General features: G+C 33.8%; 16 protein-coding genes, 3 tRNA genes and 1 pseudogene. 17 read left to right on the top strand and 3 right to left on the bottom strand.

All coding sequences use genetic code 11. The annotated features are described in order from the left end of the window. The first annotated feature begins 9 nt into the window (after nucleotides 1-9). The 12 genes and pseudogenes from sbcB (at nucleotide 10) to ACGH6S_RS05665 (ending at nucleotide 9,445) form a co-directional block, all read left to right on the top strand. The gene (gene sbcB, locus ACGH6S_RS05720; RefSeq protein ID WP_411578467.1) at nucleotides 10-1,455 is read left to right on the top strand and encodes an exodeoxyribonuclease I; all 1,446 of its coding nucleotides are present in this window, start codon (nucleotides 10-12) and stop codon (nucleotides 1,453-1,455) included. A gap of 88 nt (nucleotides 1,456-1,543) precedes the next feature. Next, the gene (locus ACGH6S_RS05715; RefSeq protein WP_174798229.1) at nucleotides 1,544-1,999 is read left to right on the top strand and encodes a CidA/LrgA family protein; all 456 of its coding nucleotides are present in this window, start codon (nucleotides 1,544-1,546) and stop codon (nucleotides 1,997-1,999) included. Further along, the gene (locus ACGH6S_RS05710; protein ID WP_174798228.1) at nucleotides 1,996-2,685 is read left to right on the top strand and encodes a CidB/LrgB family autolysis modulator; all 690 of its coding nucleotides are present in this window, start codon (nucleotides 1,996-1,998) and stop codon (nucleotides 2,683-2,685) included. The genes ACGH6S_RS05715 and ACGH6S_RS05710 overlap by 4 nt, the downstream gene beginning before the upstream one ends. A 1-nt stretch (nucleotide 2,686) precedes the next feature. Continuing rightward, nucleotides 2,687-3,316 (top strand): annotated as a pseudogene (locus tag ACGH6S_RS05705) (ElyC/SanA/YdcF family protein); the annotation flags it as partial. A gap of 179 nt (nucleotides 3,317-3,495) precedes the next feature. Beyond that, nucleotides 3,496-4,224, top strand: a complete 729-nt coding sequence (gene artP / locus ACGH6S_RS05700; RefSeq protein ID WP_296210296.1) for an arginine ABC transporter ATP-binding protein ArtP — start codon at nucleotides 3,496-3,498, stop codon at nucleotides 4,222-4,224. Nucleotides 4,225-4,247: 23 nt separating this feature from the next. Beyond that, nucleotides 4,248-4,982 carry a transporter substrate-binding domain-containing protein gene (locus ACGH6S_RS05695; protein ID WP_065560282.1) on the top strand — a complete coding sequence of 245 codons (735 nt, stop codon included), beginning with the start codon at nucleotides 4,248-4,250 and terminating at the stop codon, nucleotides 4,980-4,982. 111 nt (nucleotides 4,983-5,093) lie between these two features. Next, a complete protein-coding gene (artQ, locus tag ACGH6S_RS05690) occupies nucleotides 5,094-5,843 on the top strand; it encodes an arginine ABC transporter permease ArtQ (RefSeq protein ID WP_411578466.1) in 750 nt (249 codons plus the stop codon). Nucleotides 5,844-5,855: 12 nt separating this feature from the next. Next, nucleotides 5,856-6,533, top strand: a complete 678-nt coding sequence (gene artM / locus ACGH6S_RS05685; protein ID WP_174798226.1) for an arginine ABC transporter permease ArtM — start codon at nucleotides 5,856-5,858, stop codon at nucleotides 6,531-6,533. Between the two features lies 1 nt (nucleotide 6,534). Beyond that, entirely contained in the window at nucleotides 6,535-8,370 is a 1,836-nt protein-coding gene (uvrC, locus tag ACGH6S_RS05680; RefSeq protein WP_065575175.1) for an excinuclease ABC subunit UvrC, read from the top strand. 108 nt (nucleotides 8,371-8,478) lie between these two features. Further along, the gene (gene pgsA, locus ACGH6S_RS05675; RefSeq protein ID WP_034913104.1) at nucleotides 8,479-9,030 is read left to right on the top strand and encodes a CDP-diacylglycerol--glycerol-3-phosphate 3-phosphatidyltransferase; all 552 of its coding nucleotides are present in this window, start codon (nucleotides 8,479-8,481) and stop codon (nucleotides 9,028-9,030) included. Between the two features lie 239 nt (nucleotides 9,031-9,269). Further along, nucleotides 9,270-9,357: transfer RNA gene (locus ACGH6S_RS05670), tRNA-Leu, on the top strand. Between the two features lie 12 nt (nucleotides 9,358-9,369). Continuing rightward, nucleotides 9,370-9,445, top strand: a tRNA-Gly gene (locus ACGH6S_RS05665). 194 nt (nucleotides 9,446-9,639) lie between these two features. Here the strand turns inward: ACGH6S_RS05665 and ACGH6S_RS05660 are convergent. Further along, entirely contained in the window at nucleotides 9,640-10,527 is an 888-nt protein-coding gene (locus ACGH6S_RS05660) for a LysR family transcriptional regulator (protein WP_081296763.1), read from the bottom strand. A gap of 189 nt (nucleotides 10,528-10,716) precedes the next feature. On the opposite strand from ACGH6S_RS05660, the gene ACGH6S_RS05655 reads away from it, so the two are divergent. From ACGH6S_RS05655 to ACGH6S_RS05645, 3 genes are all read left to right on the top strand, one after another. Continuing rightward, nucleotides 10,717-11,808, top strand: a complete 1,092-nt coding sequence (locus ACGH6S_RS05655; protein WP_411578474.1) for an alpha/beta hydrolase — start codon at nucleotides 10,717-10,719, stop codon at nucleotides 11,806-11,808. A gap of 184 nt (nucleotides 11,809-11,992) precedes the next feature. Continuing rightward, nucleotides 11,993-13,186 carry an MFS transporter gene (locus ACGH6S_RS05650; RefSeq protein ID WP_411578465.1) on the top strand — a complete coding sequence of 398 codons (1,194 nt, stop codon included), beginning with the start codon at nucleotides 11,993-11,995 and terminating at the stop codon, nucleotides 13,184-13,186. A 427-nt stretch (nucleotides 13,187-13,613) separates the two neighbouring features. Next, nucleotides 13,614-13,690 (top strand) — tRNA-Arg (locus ACGH6S_RS05645). Between the two features lie 547 nt (nucleotides 13,691-14,237). Here the strand turns inward: ACGH6S_RS05645 and guaA are convergent. Beyond that, on the bottom strand, nucleotides 14,238-15,821 hold the full coding sequence (gene guaA, locus ACGH6S_RS05640; protein WP_411578464.1) for a glutamine-hydrolyzing GMP synthase: 1,584 nt from the start codon (nucleotides 15,819-15,821) through the stop codon (nucleotides 14,238-14,240). A gap of 258 nt (nucleotides 15,822-16,079) precedes the next feature. Between guaA and ACGH6S_RS05635 the strand changes: the two genes are divergently transcribed. Further along, nucleotides 16,080-16,511 (top strand): hypothetical protein, encoded by a 432-nt coding sequence (locus ACGH6S_RS05635; RefSeq protein ID WP_085164065.1) that lies wholly within the window; start codon nucleotides 16,080-16,082, stop codon nucleotides 16,509-16,511. Nucleotides 16,512-16,514: 3 nt separating this feature from the next. Beyond that, on the top strand, nucleotides 16,515-16,982 hold the full coding sequence (locus ACGH6S_RS05630) for a MarR family winged helix-turn-helix transcriptional regulator (protein WP_065589137.1): 468 nt from the start codon (nucleotides 16,515-16,517) through the stop codon (nucleotides 16,980-16,982). Nucleotides 16,983-17,205: 223 nt separating this feature from the next. On the opposite strand, the gene pta is transcribed toward ACGH6S_RS05630, so the two are convergent. Beyond that, nucleotides 17,206-19,356, bottom strand: coding sequence for a phosphate acetyltransferase (gene pta / locus ACGH6S_RS05625; protein WP_065589138.1), 2,151 nt, complete (start codon nucleotides 19,354-19,356; stop codon nucleotides 17,206-17,208). Nucleotides 19,357-19,381 lie beyond the last annotated feature (25 nt).

Here is a 19,381-nt window from a genome sequence, read left to right as displayed (position 1 = left end):
GGTTACACAATGAAAAATAACCAAGAACAGCCAACTTTTTACTTCCATGATTATGAAACATTTGGAACTCATCCTGCATTAGATCGCCCTGCTCAATTTGCTGGAATTCGAACTGATGAGAATTTTAATATTATTGAAAATCCTTTGGTTATATATTGTTGTCAAACTCAAGATTATCTACCCAATCCAGAAGCGGTACTAATTACTGGCATAACACCTCAAGAAGCTAATAACAAAGGAGTTTGTGAAGCTGAATTTATTCGACAAATTCATCAAGCTTTTAGCAAACCTAATACTTGTATTTTAGGCTATAACAATATTCGTTTTGATGATGAAGTAACGCGTAATCTTTTATATCGTAATTTTTATGACCCTTATACTTATTGTTGGCAACACAACAATTCAAGATGGGATCTACTTGATGTAGTTCGTGCTTGTTATGCGCTAAGACCAGAAGGAATTAATTGGCCAACTAATGATGAAGGTCTACCAAGTTTTCGTTTAGAACATCTAACAAAAGCAAATAACATTAAGCATGAACATGCACATGATGCAATGTCTGATGTTTATGCAACTATAGCAATGGCTAAATTAATAAAAGAAAAACAACCTAAACTGTTTAATTATTTTTTCTCATTACGTAAGAAAAATAAAGTTGCTGAACTTATTGATGTAGTTAATATGACACCAATAGTTCATGTATCAGGTATGTTAGGCAGCCATCGTGGTAATCTATCTTTAGTTTCACCTATAATTTGGCATCCAGTACAAAATAGTGCCGCTGTTATTTGCGATTTAACTGGAGATATAGATCTCTTAATCGATCTACCTGTTGAGCAAATAAAGGAAAGGCTCTACACCAAAACTAAAGATCTACAATTAGGTGAATCACGAATACCTTTAAAATTGGTTCATACCAATAAATGTCCTGTTATTGCACCATTAAAAACATTATTACCTGAAAATGCTGAACGGTTTAACATTGATATAGAGCAATGTTTAATAAACCAACATAAATTGTTAGAAAATCAAAATTTATTACAAAATAAAATGCAGACGTTATTTAATATTGATAATAATAGTCCTATTAATACTATTAACGCTGATGTTGATGCTCAAATTTATGGAAAATTTCTAAATAACCAAGATAAGTTACGCTGCGAGACTATTCGAACAACTCCAATTCATCTATTAGATAGTTTATCATTAACGTTTGATGATCCTCGTTTACCAACACTATTTTTTCGTTATAAAGCGCGAAATTACCCACAAACATTAACAGAGCATGAACAGATTATTTGGAAAGATTATTGTCGCGATAAACTCAACACCCCAAAAATTCAAGATTACTTATTAATATTAGAACAATATGCTGAAACTTATATTCAGCAACCAGAAAAACTAGCAATAATTAAACAACTTTATCATTACTGCCATTATTTAGTTGGTAATTAATTTTGACGAGCGTATCATATAGACAAATAACTTTATGTCACTCTAGCATCCGTCATAATTTATAATTAAGATTAATAGCATTTACGTTATGAAACATTTTCTAGCTAAGCACGCCACCATCAGACATAGACTATATTCTTTATACTATACTCTTTTTAGTTATGGTCGTGGATTGGTCATATTAACTCTTTGTTTATGGGTAGGTAATATTATTTCTAAAATATTACCTATAATGATTCCTGGCAGTATTATTGGTTTATTGATCCTGTTCTTCTTACTTGCATTTCAGTTAATTCCCACTTGCTGGATCAAAAATAGCTGTAACCTATTCATGCGTTACATGACATTGTTATTTATTCCTGCAGCAATGGGGATTATGGATAATTATTCACTTTTATTACAAAATTGGGTTCCGATTATATTTGGCTGTGTAGGTGGTTCTCTTATTGTATTGATTCTAACTGCATTTTTGACGGAACAATGTCATAAAGTCGCAGCAAAAAATACAATTTCATCACCAAAAGGTGAGGTCAATCAGCTATGATATGGATGCTATCATTAACGCTTTTTATTTTCTTCATTATTAGAAAAATATCATTTAAAATAAAAAATCCGTTATTTAATCCCCTAGTGATTACGGTCATAGTATTAATTCCAATTTTACTGATAACAAACACCAGTTATACACAATACGTTGACAACGTACAAATCATTAATAACCTATTGCCTTATTCTGTTGTTGCTCTCGCCTATCCTTTATATGAACTTATCCCCCAAATTAAAGCGCGTTGGAAGTCAATAATGATTATTACTTTTACCGCATCGCTTGCTTCAATGATAACCGGTGTTTGTATTGTATTTTGGTTAGGTGGAAGTATCGAGATTGCTGCATCTGTGCTACCTAAATCTGTTACTACTGCCATTGCAGTAACAATTGCAAGTAATCAAGATGGTGTACCGTCAATAGCTGCATTATGCGTGATATTAGTTGGAACATTAGGCGGTATATTTGGACATCAAATATTAAATTTAGTAAGAATAAAATCAGCACCAGCAAGAGGATTAGCTATCGGTGCTGTTTCACATGCTGTCGGCACTGCCCGTTGTATTGAAGTTGATTATAACGAAGGTGCGTATAGTTCGTTATCATTAGTTTTATGTGGTGTTATGACCTCATTGACAGCACCTTTTTTATTTCCAATAATGGTATTTATTTTTAACTGGTTTTAGCATGAAATTAAAAAAGCTTATTGCTTATATTGCTAGTTTCTGCTTGATTTCAATAACTGCTATTGTGGTTTTAGATTATTGGGTCAGCTATAAAACAGCTCCTTATATTTATCATGATGAAAACAAACTTCCTTACCGAACTATTGGTGTTGTACTTGGAACATCGAAATATGTTCGAGGAGGAGGTTTAAATGATTTTTATCGTAATCGTATTGATGGAGCAATTGATCTTTATTGGCAAAACAAAGTTGATTATTTATTATTAAGTGGTGATAACGCTCTTTTAAGCTACAACGAACCAATTACTATGAAGAAGGATTTGATAAAAGCTGGAATTCCTAGCAATGTGATCGTTTTGGATTATGCAGGTTTTAGAACTTTCGATTCGGTGGTTCGTGCCAATAAAGTATTTGATGCAAATAATTTTACTATTATCACTCAAGAGTTTCATTGCGAACGAGCTATTTTTATTGCACTTGCACAAGACATACAAGCGCAATGTTTTGCTGTACCCTCCCCTAAAAATATGAAGTTAGTCCGTATCCGCGAAATGTTTGCGCGTGTTAGTGCATTTATTGATCTTTATATTCTAAAAAAAGAACCTAGATATCTTGGTCCTGTAATTCCTATTTTATCTAATGCTCAATAACCATCCTAAATAACAAAAGATTGTAAAAACTTTCAGGAAAGTGCATCTTTAAGTATAAAAACCAGACAAAAGAGGACTTGTCTAATAAATTAGATTGCATTTTTATGCAGAAAAAAGTAATATTTAATCAACTTTAGCATCAAAAAAATGTATAACTAACAATGAATATTGAATTAAACCATATTAACTGTTTTTATGGTAAACATCAGGCCTTAAATGATGTTTCACTCTGCTATCCACTTGGTGAAACCATTGTATTACTTGGTCAAAGTGGAGCAGGAAAAAGCTCTTTATTAAAAGTTTTTAACTTACTTGAAATACCTAGATCAGGGCAGATGACTATTGCTAACACTCATTTTGATTTTTCTGAAAAAATTAGTGAATCAACAATTAGACATCTCCGTAAAAATGTAGGCATGGTATTTCAAAACTATAATTTATGGCCGCATTTGACGGTACTAGAAAATTTGATTGAAGCACCTTGCCAAGTATTAAAGTTATCTAAAAAAGAAGCTTGCGATAAAGCAATGGCGATATTACAAAGATTGCAAATTGATGATATGGCACAACGCTACCCGCTTCACCTCTCAGGTGGACAACAGCAACGTGTCGCTATTGCTAGAGCGTTAATGATGGAACCTCAAATATTATTATTCGATGAACCTACAGCAGCATTAGATCCAGCAATTACATCGCAAATTGCCGAAATTATCAATGAGCTATCTCAAACAGGTATTACACAAATTATAGTTACGCATGAAGTTGATTTTGCACGCAAAATTGCTTCACAAGTAATTTATATGGAGCAAGGTAAAATTATTGAGCGAGGACAACTCGAATGTTTTGCTCATCCTAAAACTGAAGAGTTTAAAGCTTATTTGTCACATTAATTAAAATAAAATTAGGTGGATATATGAAAAAAACGTTACTAGCCATTTGTCTTGCAGGAACAGCTTTTGTAGCTCAAGCAGCAGACACCTTAACAATCGGAACAGAAGCAACTTATGCGCCTTTTGAATTTACTAATGAAAAAAATGAAATCATCGGCTTTGATATTGATGTGATTAATAAGATTTGTGATGAAATAAAAGTTTCATGCAAAATTGTCAATCAATCATTTGATGGTTTAATTCCTAGCTTAAAAACTCGTCGAATTGATGCTGCTATAGCCGGAATTGATATTACGCCAGAACGACAAAAACAAGTTGATTTTACTAAAATTTATTATGATGATAGCTCAATCCAATTTGTTACATTGAAAGATACATTGACTAGTCTCGATCAACTAAAAGGTAAACGAGTTGGTCTACAAAAAGGAACAACTTATCCTAAATATTTAAGTGATAAATTCCCAGATATGAAAGCGGTTAGCTATGATAGTTATCAGTACGCTATTTTAGATTTAAAAGCGAAGAGAATTGATGCAATAGTTTCAAGCTCAATCGTAGCTGGCGAATGGCTAGGCAAAGAGGCAGATATTGTTGCTTTAAGCGATAAAATCACTGACCACGACTATTTTGGTGAAGGTTTAGGAATTGCTATCCGTAAGGGGAACGAAAAATTACTTAACCAATTCGATCAAGCAATAGATAAATTAAAAGCTAACGGTGAGTTAGATGCTATCTATAAAAAATGGTTTAATAAATAAACTATATTTTTAAATAAATATAACAATGATAATCTCGCCGCATTATCTTGCGGCGAATTTATTTTTTAAATTAACCTTGGTTTTTTTATGTTTGATTTTTTTGCAAATAAAATGATATGGATCTCATCGTTAATGGATGGGTATATTTTGCCGCTTATACAAGCAACAGGTATCACATTATCATTGGCCTTTGTATCATTAATTATCGGAATTGTTTTCGCTTTAATTTTCTCAATACTAGAATCTGTTCCATTTAAACCCGTTGCGTGGGCAATGTCCTTATTTAACTTAACAATTCGCGCGTTACCTGAATTATTAATTGTGGTAGCTATTTATAACGGATTACCACTATTATTAATATTATTAAATGATGGTTTCACAATCGATCTTTATTATTTGTCGTTGACGATACAATTAGATATTCAAGATTTTAATATTAGTCCTTTTTTATGCGGTGTTGCAGCACTATCACTTTTATACGCTGTTTATGCCTCTCAAACGTTACGCGGTGCATTTAAAGCAATTTCTAACGGACAAAAACAAGCAGCTCAAGTACTTGGGTTAAGTAAATCACGCACGTTTCTTCGTATTATAATGCCACAAATGTGGCGTCATGCCTTGCCTGGATTAAGTAATCAGTGGTTAATTTTGTTAAAAGACACCGCATTAGTTTCAGCAATTGCAATTGATGATTTAATGATGCAAACCAAAACTATCATCGCGCGAACCAACCAACCTTTTTTATGGTATTTTGTTGCAATGATCATTTATCTAATTATCTCAATTTTAAGTCAAAAGGTTATAACGCGTATTGAAAAACGCTCAACCTATTTTGAACAACCTACATCAGCGAAAAGTTAGTAAGGCCGTATTATGTCTGATAATTTTATTCATTACCTTAACATCATTGCCCAAGGTTTACCCGATACATTAAGTTTAGGTATTTTGGGTATTTTATCTGCTGGATTGATTGCTGCTTGTCTATCATGCATATTGTCATTAAATAACTTTATATTAAATAAAGTTATACGCACATATATCATTATATTTACAGGTACACCTTTACTAGTACAACTTTTACTAATTTATTATGGGCCATCACAATTTAGAGATATTTTAATCAAAATACCGACGTTTTATAACATTATTTCTTCGCCTTGGTTTTGTGCCTATTTAACATTAACACTCAATAGTGCCGCCTATACAACTCAAATTTTTTATGGTTCATTAAAAGCCTTACCTAAAGGACAGTGGCAAGCTTGTGAAGCACTTGGCATGAATAAAAAACAAACTTTAAAAGTTGTTTTGCCTTATGCATTAAAAAGAGCCCTTTCGACTTATTCAAATGAAGTTGTCTTTGTAGTAAAAGGCACAGCATTAGCATCAATGATTCCTGTTATGGATGTTATGGGCTACAGCAATGAATTGAATGCGGATTATTATGATTTCACTATTTTTATTGCTGCTGGGTTAATATATCTCTTGATAAATGGTTTACTTAGCACCATTATGAGGATTATAGAGAAAAAAGCCCTCAAATTTGAAAACTAATATGAGCCAATTTGATTCAGCATCTTTTTTAAAAACAGTTCCACATAAGCCAGGAATTTATCAAATGTTTAATGATAAACAGACGATTATTTATGTGGGAAAGGCTAAAGATCTTAATAATCGCTTAAAAAGTTACTTTAATAATAGTAAAAAAACGCTAAAAACGGATATGCTCGTTAGTCATATCCATCATATTGAATTTACAATTACCAATACCGAAACCGAAGCCTTACTGCTTGAACAGACTTATATTAAAAAGTATCAACCCCGATACAATGTACTGTTAAAAGATGACAAAAGTTACCCTTTTATAAAGTTAAGCAAAGAACAACATCCGCAATTGTCTCTTTATCGTGGTGCGGTCAATCGAAAAAAAGATGAATTTTTTGGCCCTTATCCAAGTGGATATGCAGTAAAGCAAATATTAGCTTTATTACAAAAAACATTTCCAATAAGACAGTGTTTAAATTCAACCTATCGCAACCGAACTCGCCCCTGCCTACAATATCAAATTAAACGTTGCTTAGGGCCTTGTGTGTCTGGATTAGTCAGTGATGAAGATTACCTAGAACAAGTTAACTATGTTAGATTATTTTTATCTGGTCAATCAGATCAGATAATACAAAAAATAACTGAAGATATGCAAAAAGCTAGTAGCGAACTCAACTTTGAAAAAGCAGCGGTTTTGCGTGATCAACTTCAAGCAATAAAACACATTAATGAAAAACAAGCAATATACAATAATAATGATAATCTTGATGTTATTGGATTCCATTATGAATTAGGATTAGCTTGTATCTATGTACTGTTTATTCGGAATGGGCAAACTTTTGGTCATCGATCATACTTTCCTAAAGTACCATCAAATACAGAACTAGAAGAAGTTATAGAAACTTTTTTAGGACAATTTTATCTACAAGGTAACCAGAATAGAAATATTCCGAGAAAAATTTTACTCAATTTTTCATTATCAGATAAACAACCAATGGAAGAGACACTGTCACTTATTGCAGAGCATCAAGTTAAACTCATTGATGAACCTAAAGGAGATAATCTTAAATTACTCAATATTGCAACAGTAAACGCTCAAACTGAAGTTAAAAATAAGCTATTAGAAAATTCTACAATAAAACAACGATATGACGCATTAAAATCTTTTTTGGGAATCGATAAAATTAACCGAATGGAATGTTTTGATATCAGCCACTTTATGGGTAAAAACACGATTGCATCTTGTGTTGTATTTGATGATAAAGGACCTGTTAAATCTGAATTCCGTCGTTATAATATTACTGGTATCACACCTGGCGATGATTATGCGGCAATGGAACAAGTCTTAACGCGCCGTTACAGTAAAAAAGAACTACCCGATGAAAAAGTTCCTGATATTATTTTTATTGACGGTGGTAAAGGGCAACTTAATCAAGCTCTAAAGGTATTTGAACAATTAGAGGTAAATTGGAACAAAAATCATCCTATACTAATTGGTGTTGCTAAAGGAGCTGATCGTAAAGAAGGATTAGAAACCCTCTTTTTTGAAGCTCATGGTACAGGACATTATCTTGATGATCATTCCCCTGCACTATTACTCATTCAGCAAATAAGAAATGCATCACATGATCATGCTATTGTTGGTCAACGTAAAAAAGGGACAAAACAATTAACCGACAGCGCCTTAGAACATATTGAAGGTATTGGCGCTAAAAGGCGTCAAGCACTACTGAAACATTTTGGTGGATTAAGAGAGTTAAAAAATGCCAGTATTGATGAAATAGCGCAAGTACAAGGTATATCAAAACAATTAGCTGAAAAAATTTATCTAAATTTACAACAATAACCCATTGAAAAAATAACATATTTCAGGCAACATAATCATTAAGAAAATACTGTTTTTTATTAATCTATAATGCATTGATTAATAAAATAAAAAAAGAGCTTTTGTCACATGAAAATTAATTTTCCAACATTTTTAACACTATTTCGAGTTATTTTAATTCCTTTTTTTGTGCTGGCATTTTATTTGTTCCCTCATGAATGGTCTGGTTTTTTCTCTGCATTAATTTTTTTAATTGCGGCCGTGACTGATGTATTAGATGGTTATCTTGCTCGCCGCCTAGGACAGACAACCAAGTTTGGCGCATTTTTAGATCCAGTCGCCGACAAAATCATAGTAACAATAGCGCTTGTTTTAATTACACAATATTATCAATCATGGTGGATCTCAATCCCTGCAATTATTATTGTTTCACGAGAAATTATAATATCGGCCTTACGGGAATGGATGGCTGAAATTGGTAAACGTAACAATGTAGCTGTTTCGTCAATTGGGAAAATCAAAACGATAGCACAAATGACAGCATTAACTTGGCTACTTTGGCGTCCTTGTGACATTGTTATTTACGCAGGTCTTGCAGCATTGTTTATTGCAACAGTATTAACGCTATTATCAATGTTGCAATATTTATGGATAGCACATAGCGATTTATTAGAAGAATAATAACTTTTAGTTAATATTTCTACCTAAGCATGTTTTTATTCGAGTAATTTTGTTGATAAATTCTAGTAAACAAAATTACTCATCCCCTTCAAAACCAACCAATAACTTCTATTTAAATTGTTAATCAGTCAAACATTGAGCAATTAAACGATTTATTTAAAATTTTTATTGACTGAAACCATAAGATCGGTAAAATGCACAGCATTCAAAACAAATTACTTTTTAGTAATTAATTTTGAGCCCGGGTGGTGAAATCGGTAGACACAAGGGATTTAAAATCCCTCGGCCTTTTTGGCCGTGCGAGTTCAAGTCTCGCCCCGGGCACCACTTCTTACCTATGCGGGAATAGCTCAGTTGGTAGAGCACGACCTTGCCAAGGTCGGGGTCGCGAGTTCGAACCTCGTTTCCCGCTCCAATTAAAAAGTAATAATTAAGACAAGAGTTAGTGGCAATAATTTTATTTTTAAAGTCCTAATTTAGGTTTAATGATTTTTGTTGTTTGATTCATTTCTAGCATCCCCTTTTGCGTTATAAAATAACTCAAATATCAAATTAAATAAGGACTATTACAAATTACAAATAATCAAATGTAGACAATTTAATCTCTCTTTAAATTTTCAATGCGTCAATAACAGCTCGTAGCGCAGGAGATATATTTCTATTAGGGTAATAGATATACGATGCTTCGAGCTTAAGACTAAAACGCTGTAGCACTCTAATGAAAACGCCTTTTTCTATATCATCCGCTACCAATTCTTCTGGTACATAGGCTAACCCCAATCCCAAGCGAGCAGCTTTAGCTTCCAAATAACTATCAGCAAAAACCCATTTTCCCTCAGGTCGGTGGGTAATTTTTTCGCCATCTTGATAAAGCTCCCACGAGTACAAACTTCCGTCACCAAGCTGATATGCAATGCAAGGATGTGCCACTAAATCTGCTGGTATTTGTGGAAATCCATAGCGACGAAAGTGGTCGGGAGTGCCAACAATTGCCATTTCCATATCTGGGTAAATACGTACAGCAACCATGCCATCGTTAATTTCTGGACCTAGGCGCACACCGGCATCAAATCGCTCAGAAATAATATCAACAAACCTGCTTTCATTGATAAGTTCCAATCGGATATCAGGATAAAGTTGTTGAAAAACCGCTAACTTAGGTAATAGCACTTTATCTATAACATGCTGGCTAGCATTGATGCGAACAGTACCTGATGGAGTATTACGATAATAAGCTAGAGAGGTTAGTCCGTCATTTAATGCATCAAATCCAGACAGTACTTTTTGATAAAATTGTCCACCCGCCTGCGTCAGAGATAATTTGCGCGTTGTGCGAACCAAAAGCTGTAAACCAAGGCGCTTTTCAAGCTCACGGATAGAACGACTTATCCCTGATTGTGCAAGCCCAAGCCGTTTTGCTGCAGCGGTAAAGCTTCCTTCCTGTACAACAATCATAAACAGGTAAAGATCATTGTAGTTTTCTCGCTTAGTTAGCAAAGTATTTTTTTACTCTTATTTATAACAATTTAGTATTAATCTTAGCATTTTTTCCCCACTAATCAATACTATTAATATTAATTATAATAATTACTAATACAATTTCTGCTGTGTTATCTAAATATAACCTAAATCAGTAAAAGAAATGATTAACAAGAGCTTTTAGCAAAATTTGTTCCACCTACTACTATACTATTCACACTAATAAGTGGGGTTATAACTATGAGTACTGATAAGATAAATCAAATTTCACCTTTATCTCTGTTCGAAAAATGGGACAAGACCTTTCCTAAAAGTAAAAAAGTTAATCACCGTAAAGTCGCCTTTCAGAACCGTTATGGAATTATATTAGTCGGCGATCTTTATATTCCCAAAAATCAAAATGAATGCAAATTAGCTGCAATCGCAATCAGCGGCCCTTTTGGTGCAGTAAAAGAACAAGCGAGCGGGCTATACGCTCAAACACTAGCCGAACAAGATTTTATTACGTTGGCTTTTGATCCATCTTATACCGGAGAAAGTGGTGGCTACCCACGTAATGTTGCTTCTCCCGATATCAATACCGAGGATTTTAGTGCTGCAGTTGATTTTCTTGGTCTACAAAAAGAGGTGGATCGTAATCGTATTGGACTGCTCGGCATTTGTGGCTGGGGCGGTATGGCATTAAACAATGCAGCGATGGATACTCGTGTAAAGGCTGTTGCAACGAGTGTAATGTACGATATGAGTCGTGCAATGGCTCATGGGGTTGGTGATAGGAAAGATCGTTATTCAACAGCTGATCGACATTCTGTTTTACAATATCTGAACGAACAACGTTGGGAAGATGCTAAAACAGGTATTCCTACATTAGGTGGACATGATATTTATGTCGATGAAAAAGGTAAAGTCAGTGCTTCTAAACGTATTTTGCCAGAAACATTACCAGGAAATCCGCCTCCAGTGTTGAAAGAGTTTTATAATTACTACCGAATGCCTCGTGGTTTTCATCCTCGTTCTATTAATTCGGTTGGAGCTTGGAATGCAACAATGCCTCTTTCATTTATGAATATGCCACTACTAAGCTATGCAAATGAAATTACTATTCCCACATTAATTGTTACTGGTGAAAAGGCTCATTCTCGTTATTTTGCTGAGGATGCTTATAAAATGGTCGGCGGCAAGGAAAAAGAATTGGTAATTGTTTCTGAGGCAAATCATGTCGATTTATATGACAATACCACAGGAAAAATACCATTTACTAAATTTGAACAGTTTTTTAAGACCAACTTAAAATTATAAGGATAGATATTAGCCATCCTAACAAAATTAGCTGTATTTACTGATGGCTTTTATCATTATATAAATGACAAAAATGTTATTTCTAATATTTTGTTTTTATCAACTTTATAACTACTATATCCAGAAACAACATTTGCCCTTAATGCAAATCGGCCGGTTAAAAAGGTATGAGGATAGAGCTATAATGTCTAAAAAAAATCTCAATATACCAAACAATAAAACATACACACACTGGAGCGGTATATTTTCTATGACGCTATGCGTTTTTGTATTAATTGCTTCAGAATTTTTACCTGTAAGCCTGCTGACACCTATTGCCAGAGATTTACAAATTACCGATGGACAAGCAGGTCAAGGCATTGCTATATCAGGTATACTAGCAGTACTAACTAGTCTGACCATTCATAAATTTACAGGAAACTTAGATCGAAAACTACTGTTACTATTTTTTACGTTTTTAATGGCTTTATCCGGGCTAGTTATCGCTATCACATCCTATTACTTGGTTTATATTCTGGGAAGAGCACTGATTGGTATTGCTATCGGTGGATTCTGGTCAATGTCAGCTGCAACGGCCATTCGTTTGGTGCCACACCATCAAGTACCTAAGGCTCTAGCTATTTTCAATGGCGGTAATGCTCTTGCGACAATTATAGCCGCACCACTGGGAAGCTACTTAGGAGAAACAATAGGCTGGCGTGGAGCATTTATTTGTATCATTCCCCTTGCTATTTTTGCATTTATTTGGCAATGCATTAGCCTGCCTACTATGAAAACCTATAAAGAAAATCAACCTAACAAGCCTATGCTTCAACTGCTAAAAAAACCAATTCTATCTATAGGCTTACTGGCATGTGGATTATTTTTCATGGGACAGTTTACTTTATTCACCTATGTGCGCCCTTTTCTAGAAACAGTGGCTAAGGTAGATAATTTTAATCTATCTTTAATTTTACTTGCTATAGGTGTCGCTGGTTTTATTGGAACAATGGTAATTGCAACCTTTCTGAAAACTAAACTCTATCAAACACTAATGATGATTTCTTTAATAATGACTGTCATTATCATAGGTTTATTTTTAACTAGTAGTCACATCTGGACTGTAGCTACTTTATTCAGTTTATGGGGATTGTTTGCTACGGCCGCACCAACTGGGTGGTGGGCATGGATAGCACAAACATTACCCAAAGATGCAGAAATTGGTGGAGGACTAATGGTTGCAGTAATTCAATCATCAATTGCGATAGGTTCAACGATAGGCGGATTGTTTTTTGATTATCTGGGATGGCAAAGCAATTTTGTATTAAGTGGTATATTATTAATTGGTTCGGTAATAGCAACGTCTATTGTATTTTATAAAAATAAAACAAAAAGTTAAAAAAATTATTTCTCTAATAATCTTTTAGGCTCTATTTTCATCTTTCAGTTGATAAAAGATACCTTAAAGGACAATTTGGGAGTCATAATAACTGTCTACTGGAAAAGATTGCTAAAAAAGCATTATAAGTCATCATTTAACTAAATCATAGCTAGATATTACTATACCAAAATTAATTACTAGAATGTATAAAAACTGAATATTATTAACAACAATATTCGACATTTAATTACATAGGCCTATTATATAATTTGCTAATAGTTAAAAATGTAAAGAAATTTTATGATTAATACAAAACATCAACGACTCTAATAAAAAACCAAATTGATGATATTTTATCAATCCGATATAATAGGCCATTAAAAATCATTGACGTATCGAAATAGCTTTATATAATACACAACATCTAAATAAAAAACCTATCTAAGTCTCCTTAGCTCAGCTGGATAGAGCAACGGCCTTCTAAGCCGTAGGTCACAGGTTCGAATCCTGTAGGGGACGCCATTACAAGCAAGATTCAAACTAATTAAGTTTGGTATGATACATTATGGTGTATGTGTTGATTCTAAAGAAATATCTTACGATTTAAGCTATATTGTAACAGGACTTTGTAAGCTATTAATTTGCGGTAGTTCAAACTTAATCAGATATTTTGCCTAATCAGTCACCGTTATTTTTTCTTTGTGATATAAGCACCATATCTCTTGTCTGTGATAAGGCGTTAGTTTTGTTTTTTTATGTATATTTATTACAGTAGTTTCTCAAATTATTGTAAATAATTCTAGTAAATAATGCGCTTATCAAATACCTAATTTGAAAAAGGGTTTATCCCAATTTTAGAAAATGCAACATACAATCAAAATGGAATTTTTATTTTTTCCTTTTGTTTTACTAATTTAAACTTAGTTTTTGTTAGTGTATTTATTCCTGATTAAAGATACCTCTAAAAAAGTTGAGTCTAAGTGGGATTAAATGAGGTTAAAAGGCCTTGATAAACAAGGCTTAAAATAACAAAAAAAGACAATATGAGATTACGTGATATTAAATACAATTATTCCCATTCAATAGTCGCTGGCGGTTTTCCGCTTATATCATATACGACACGAGAAATACCATTAACTTCGTTGATAATTCGATTTGAAACTCGTCCTAGGAAATCATAAGGTAACTGAGCCCAATGAGCCGTCATAAAATCGATGGTTTCAACTGCACGCAAGGATACAACCCAATCATATTTACGACCATCCCCCATTACACCTACTGAACGAACAGGTAAGAACACAGTAAAGGCTTGACTTACTTTGTGGTATAGATTAGCTTTATAAAGTTCTTCAATAAAAATAGCATCAGCTTGACGTAACAAGTCGCAATACTCTTTTTTAACCTCACCAAGTACACGCACGCCAAGACCTGGACCAGGAAATGGATGACGGTAAAGCATGTCATAAGGTAATCCAAGTTCTAAACCCACTTTACGGACTTCATCTTTAAATAATTCGCGCAGTGGCTCAACTAAGCCCATTTTCATATCTTCTGGTAATCCGCCTACATTATGATGTGATTTAATTACATGGGCTTTGCCAGTATCAGCAGCAGCCGATTCAATAACATCTGGATAGATAGTACCTTGAGCTAACCATTTTACATCTTTTAATTTTGCCGCCTCTTCATCAAATACAGCAACAAATTCACGCCCGATAATTTTACGTTTTGCTTCAGGATCTGCTTCACCTTTTAGTGCAGCTAAAAAGCGATCTTCAGCATTTACAGCTATGATATTTAAGCCAAATTTATTACCAAACATATCCATAACTTGTTGAGCTTCGTTCAAACGTAACAAACCATGATCAACAAATACACAAGTTAATTGATCTCCGATAGCTTGGTGTAATAACAATGCTGTAACAGAAGAATCAACCCCTCCTGATAAGCCAAGTAATACTTTGTCATTGCCAACCTGTTCTTTAATTCGAGCAATAGCATCGGTAATAATTGAAGATGGTGTCCAAAGTTTTTCGCAGTGACAGATATCAATCACAAAACGTTGCAATAACTCGAAACCTTTAACAGTGTGAGTCACTTCTGGGTGGAATTGAACACCATAAAATTGTTTTTCGTCATTAGCCATAATAGCAAATGGACAAGTTTCAGTACGACCAATTAGTGTAAAACAATCAGGCAAGGTTGTTACTTTGTCACCGTGGCTCATCCAGACATCAAGTTGATTAATGCCTTGTTCGCTTGTACTATCCAAAATACCATCAGTTAATTTTGACGATCCAATAAGATCCACTTTAGCATAACCAAATTCACGTTGGTTAGAGCCAGTGACTTGACCGCCTTTACCAACTTGAATTGCCATAGTCTGCATGCCATAACAAATACCCAAAACAGGTATGCCAGCATTAAAAACATACTCGGGAGCACGAGGACTATTATCATCGGTGGTACTTTCAGGACCACCTGATAAAATAATACCTTTAGGATTAAATTGTTTGATTTTCTCTTCTGATACATCCCACGGCCAAAGTTCACAGTACACACCAATTTCACGAATACGTCGAGCAATTAATTGAGTAACTTGTGAACCAAAATCGAGGATTAATATGCGCTGTTGGTGGATGTCTTTTTTCATCAATTTTATTCCTAAACTATGAACTAATACAAAATCAGGCTGATATTGTACCATTTACCAATTAAATTGAGAGCATTAATTAAAAACAATTATAAATATTTTATATTATTAATAATTTCGAAATCATCTTATTACAGAATTCAATATCATGGTCATCAAATTAACCTTGTAATAGGTCAACAAATCAAAAAAATTGAATTCTCTTTACTTAATTAATAAGTAGACTTATAATAAGTTAACTTATCAAAAGGAGACGCTATGAATACCATTTCAATTTCTTTCATATTACCAACCAAAGCTAAACCAACTCAAATTTGGCAATACTATACTGATCTTAATTTAAGAAAATTATGGGAAACTGATCTTGAAGACTTTCGTATATTTGGTGACTTAAAAACAGGGTCTAAAGGTATTTTCAAATTACAAAATATACCGGAAATGGAAGTGACTTTATCAAAGATTATTGATAAGCAAGAATTTACAGAGCAATTTGATATGCCTGAAATAGGTTTACTGTTTTTCTCACATCAAATTATTGAAATATCGCATAATCAATATGCATTAAAATCAGAAATTTCTCTAAAACCGGATCCAAAAATGGATACTAAAGCATCCTATGATTTTATAAAACAGATTTCAGATGATATTATAGATAAAACTTACAAATTAAATGGCTTAGTTGAAGGGTAAATTATGACAAAGGACAATAAGTTTTTGACTCAATTCCAAACTGATTCTGAATCTATTGGTTTTATTTTTATGAAAACTTATTCGTCCTGGCATACGAATATCAAAAATTGCTTGAAAAAACAGTCTATCACTCATCCTCAATTTATAGTGCTTGCAACGCTTGCTTATCTATCACAGCGACTAGATGAAATAACACAAATTATTTTATCAAATAAAACAAATATCGATGTGATGACAATTTCCCAAATATTAGAGAATTTAGAAAAAAAGGATTATATAAAACGCTCTTGCTCAATTAAAGATAGTCGAGCAAAATCCATTCAATTAACACAAAAAGGATTGAATAAAGCAAATGAAACTGTACCTTTAGTTGAACAAATAGATAAAGATTTTTTTTCAACATTACAAGGTGATAAAGAACAATTTATGGAAATGTTATTAACACTATTAAAAACCAACATGAAGGGATAACATCATTTATAAATTTTTATTATTTATTGTTTTTATCAACGTTGAATGCATGGAATTGACTTAAAATAAGTTTTTGAAGACCTTGTCTCAAATTTCTAGAACAAAATACTTTAAAACTGAATCTTTATAACTCAAGCTTTTAAAACTCATTACTTGGTTAAATTTAATTAAAAAAGGTGATATTGCATCACCTTTTATAAATCGTTAAAACGTTTTGCTAAACTTATTTTGTAGCATTTTGTTCTTGTGCTGATTGAATTGCGGTTAATGCAATAGTGTAGACAATATCGTCAACTAATGCACCACGAGACAAATCATTCACAGGTTTACGCATGCCTTGTAGCATAGGACCAATCGAAACAAGATCAGCTGAACGTTGTACTGCTTTATATGTAGTATTACCTGTATTAAGATCAGGGAAAATAAATACAGTAGCTTTACCTGCAACTTGTGAATTAGGCGCCTTTGATTTAGCTACATCAGGCATTACCGCTGCATCATATTGTAATGGGCCGTCAATCATTAGATCAGGACGTTTTTCTTGAGCAATGCGAGTTGCTTCTTTCACTTTTTCAACATCAGCACCTTGACCAGAACTACCTGTTGAGTATGAGATCATCGCAACGCGAGGTTCAATACCAAAGGCGATTGCTGTATCGGCTGACTGAATGGCAATTTCGGCTAACTCTTGTGCGTTTGGATCTGGATTAATTGCACAGTCACCATAAATATATACTTGGTCAGGCATTAACATAAAGAACACCGATGAAACAAGGGAACTGCCTGGTGCAGTTTTAATTAATTGTAACGGTGGACGAATAGTATTAGCGGTTGTATGTACAGCACCTGAAACTAAACCATCAACTTCATTAGCTTCAAGCATCATGGTACCCAATACGACATTATCAGCCAATTGCTCACGAGCAATAACTTCAGTCATCCCTTTGTTTTTACGTAATTCAACTAGGCGAGGAACATATTTTTCACGGATATTTTCAGGATCAACGATCTCTACTCCTTGACCTAAAGTCACGCCTTGTGAAGCGGCAACTTTACGCACTTCGTCAGGATTACCAATAAGAACACATTTTGCAATGTTACGTTCAGCACAAATTGCAGCTGCTTTAACTGTTCTTGGTTCGTCACCTTCTGGTAATACCACTACTTTTTTCGCATTACGTGCAAGTTCAGTTAATTGATAACGAAATGCAGGAGGAGACAAGCGACGTGCAGAATTCACTACTTCATTTAATGATTTAATCCATTTAGCATCAATATGATCAGCTACATAATTTTGGGTGTTTTCCATACGTTCTTTATCGTCAGCAGGAATTTCTAAATTAAATTGTTGTAGACTAATCGATGTCTGGAAAGTGTTGGTTTTAACTGTAAATACAGGTAAACCAGTATCAAATGCAGGTTGGCATAATTTTGCAATTTTATCGTCGATTTCATAACCACCAGTTAGGAGTACACCACCAATTGCCACACCATTCATTGCCGCTAAACTGATAGTAACTAACACATCAGCACGATCAGCAGAAGTCACTAAAAGTGCATTTGGTTGTAGGTGGTTAATAATATTTGGTACGCTGCGAGAGCAGAAAGACACATGTTTAATACGACGATTTTTAATACAACCTTCGTTAATGATTTTTGCATCAAAATGCTTAGCAATATCTATAGCACGACAAGCACTTAGATCAATATTCCAAGGAATACAACCAAGAACAGGCAATGGACTGTGTGCATTTAAATCATCGATAGTAATTTTCTTATCATCAAATTTAGGGGTATGATAAATTTCAGCAACATCAGGACGAGCAAGATTTTGCTCTTCAACTGGCGCATTAACTTTATTAACAATCACACCGACGATTTTATCATTTTTAATACCACCAAAGTTAGAACGAGCAATTTCAATACGATCTCTAAGTTGTTCTGGCGTATCTTTGCCCATATTAACTACAAAAATAATTTCGGCGCCAAGAGTTTTAGCAATATTATTATTAAGTTCATTAGCAAAAGGATAATCAGATGTTGGCACAATACCTTCAACTAAAACAACATCAGCTCCTTTAGTATTTTCGGCATAAAGGGCAACGATTTCTTCCATTAACACATCTTGTTGATTTAAACCTAATAGGTTTTCAACATGGCTCATTTTAAGCGGTTTTAGTGTTGGAATTGATGTATTGTTGCTCACTAGAGTTGTGGTATTATCTGGCGCATCGCCACCAGCTCTTGGTTGCGCGACAGGTTTAAACACATTTAAATTAATACCTTGACGCTCCATAGCTCGAATAACGCCCAGACTCACACCTGTTAACCCGACATTAGTGCCAGTTGGGATGAGCATAATTGTACGAGACATAATTATTACCTCTTAAATCTTTATT

The sequence above is a fragment of the Gilliamella sp. BG3 genome, assembly GCF_046635605.1.
Lineage (GTDB): Bacteria > Pseudomonadota > Gammaproteobacteria > Enterobacterales > Orbaceae > Gilliamella > Gilliamella bombi.
The sequence above is the reverse complement of the archived record's forward strand: the minus strand, read 5'-3'. Positions and strand labels throughout refer to the sequence as shown.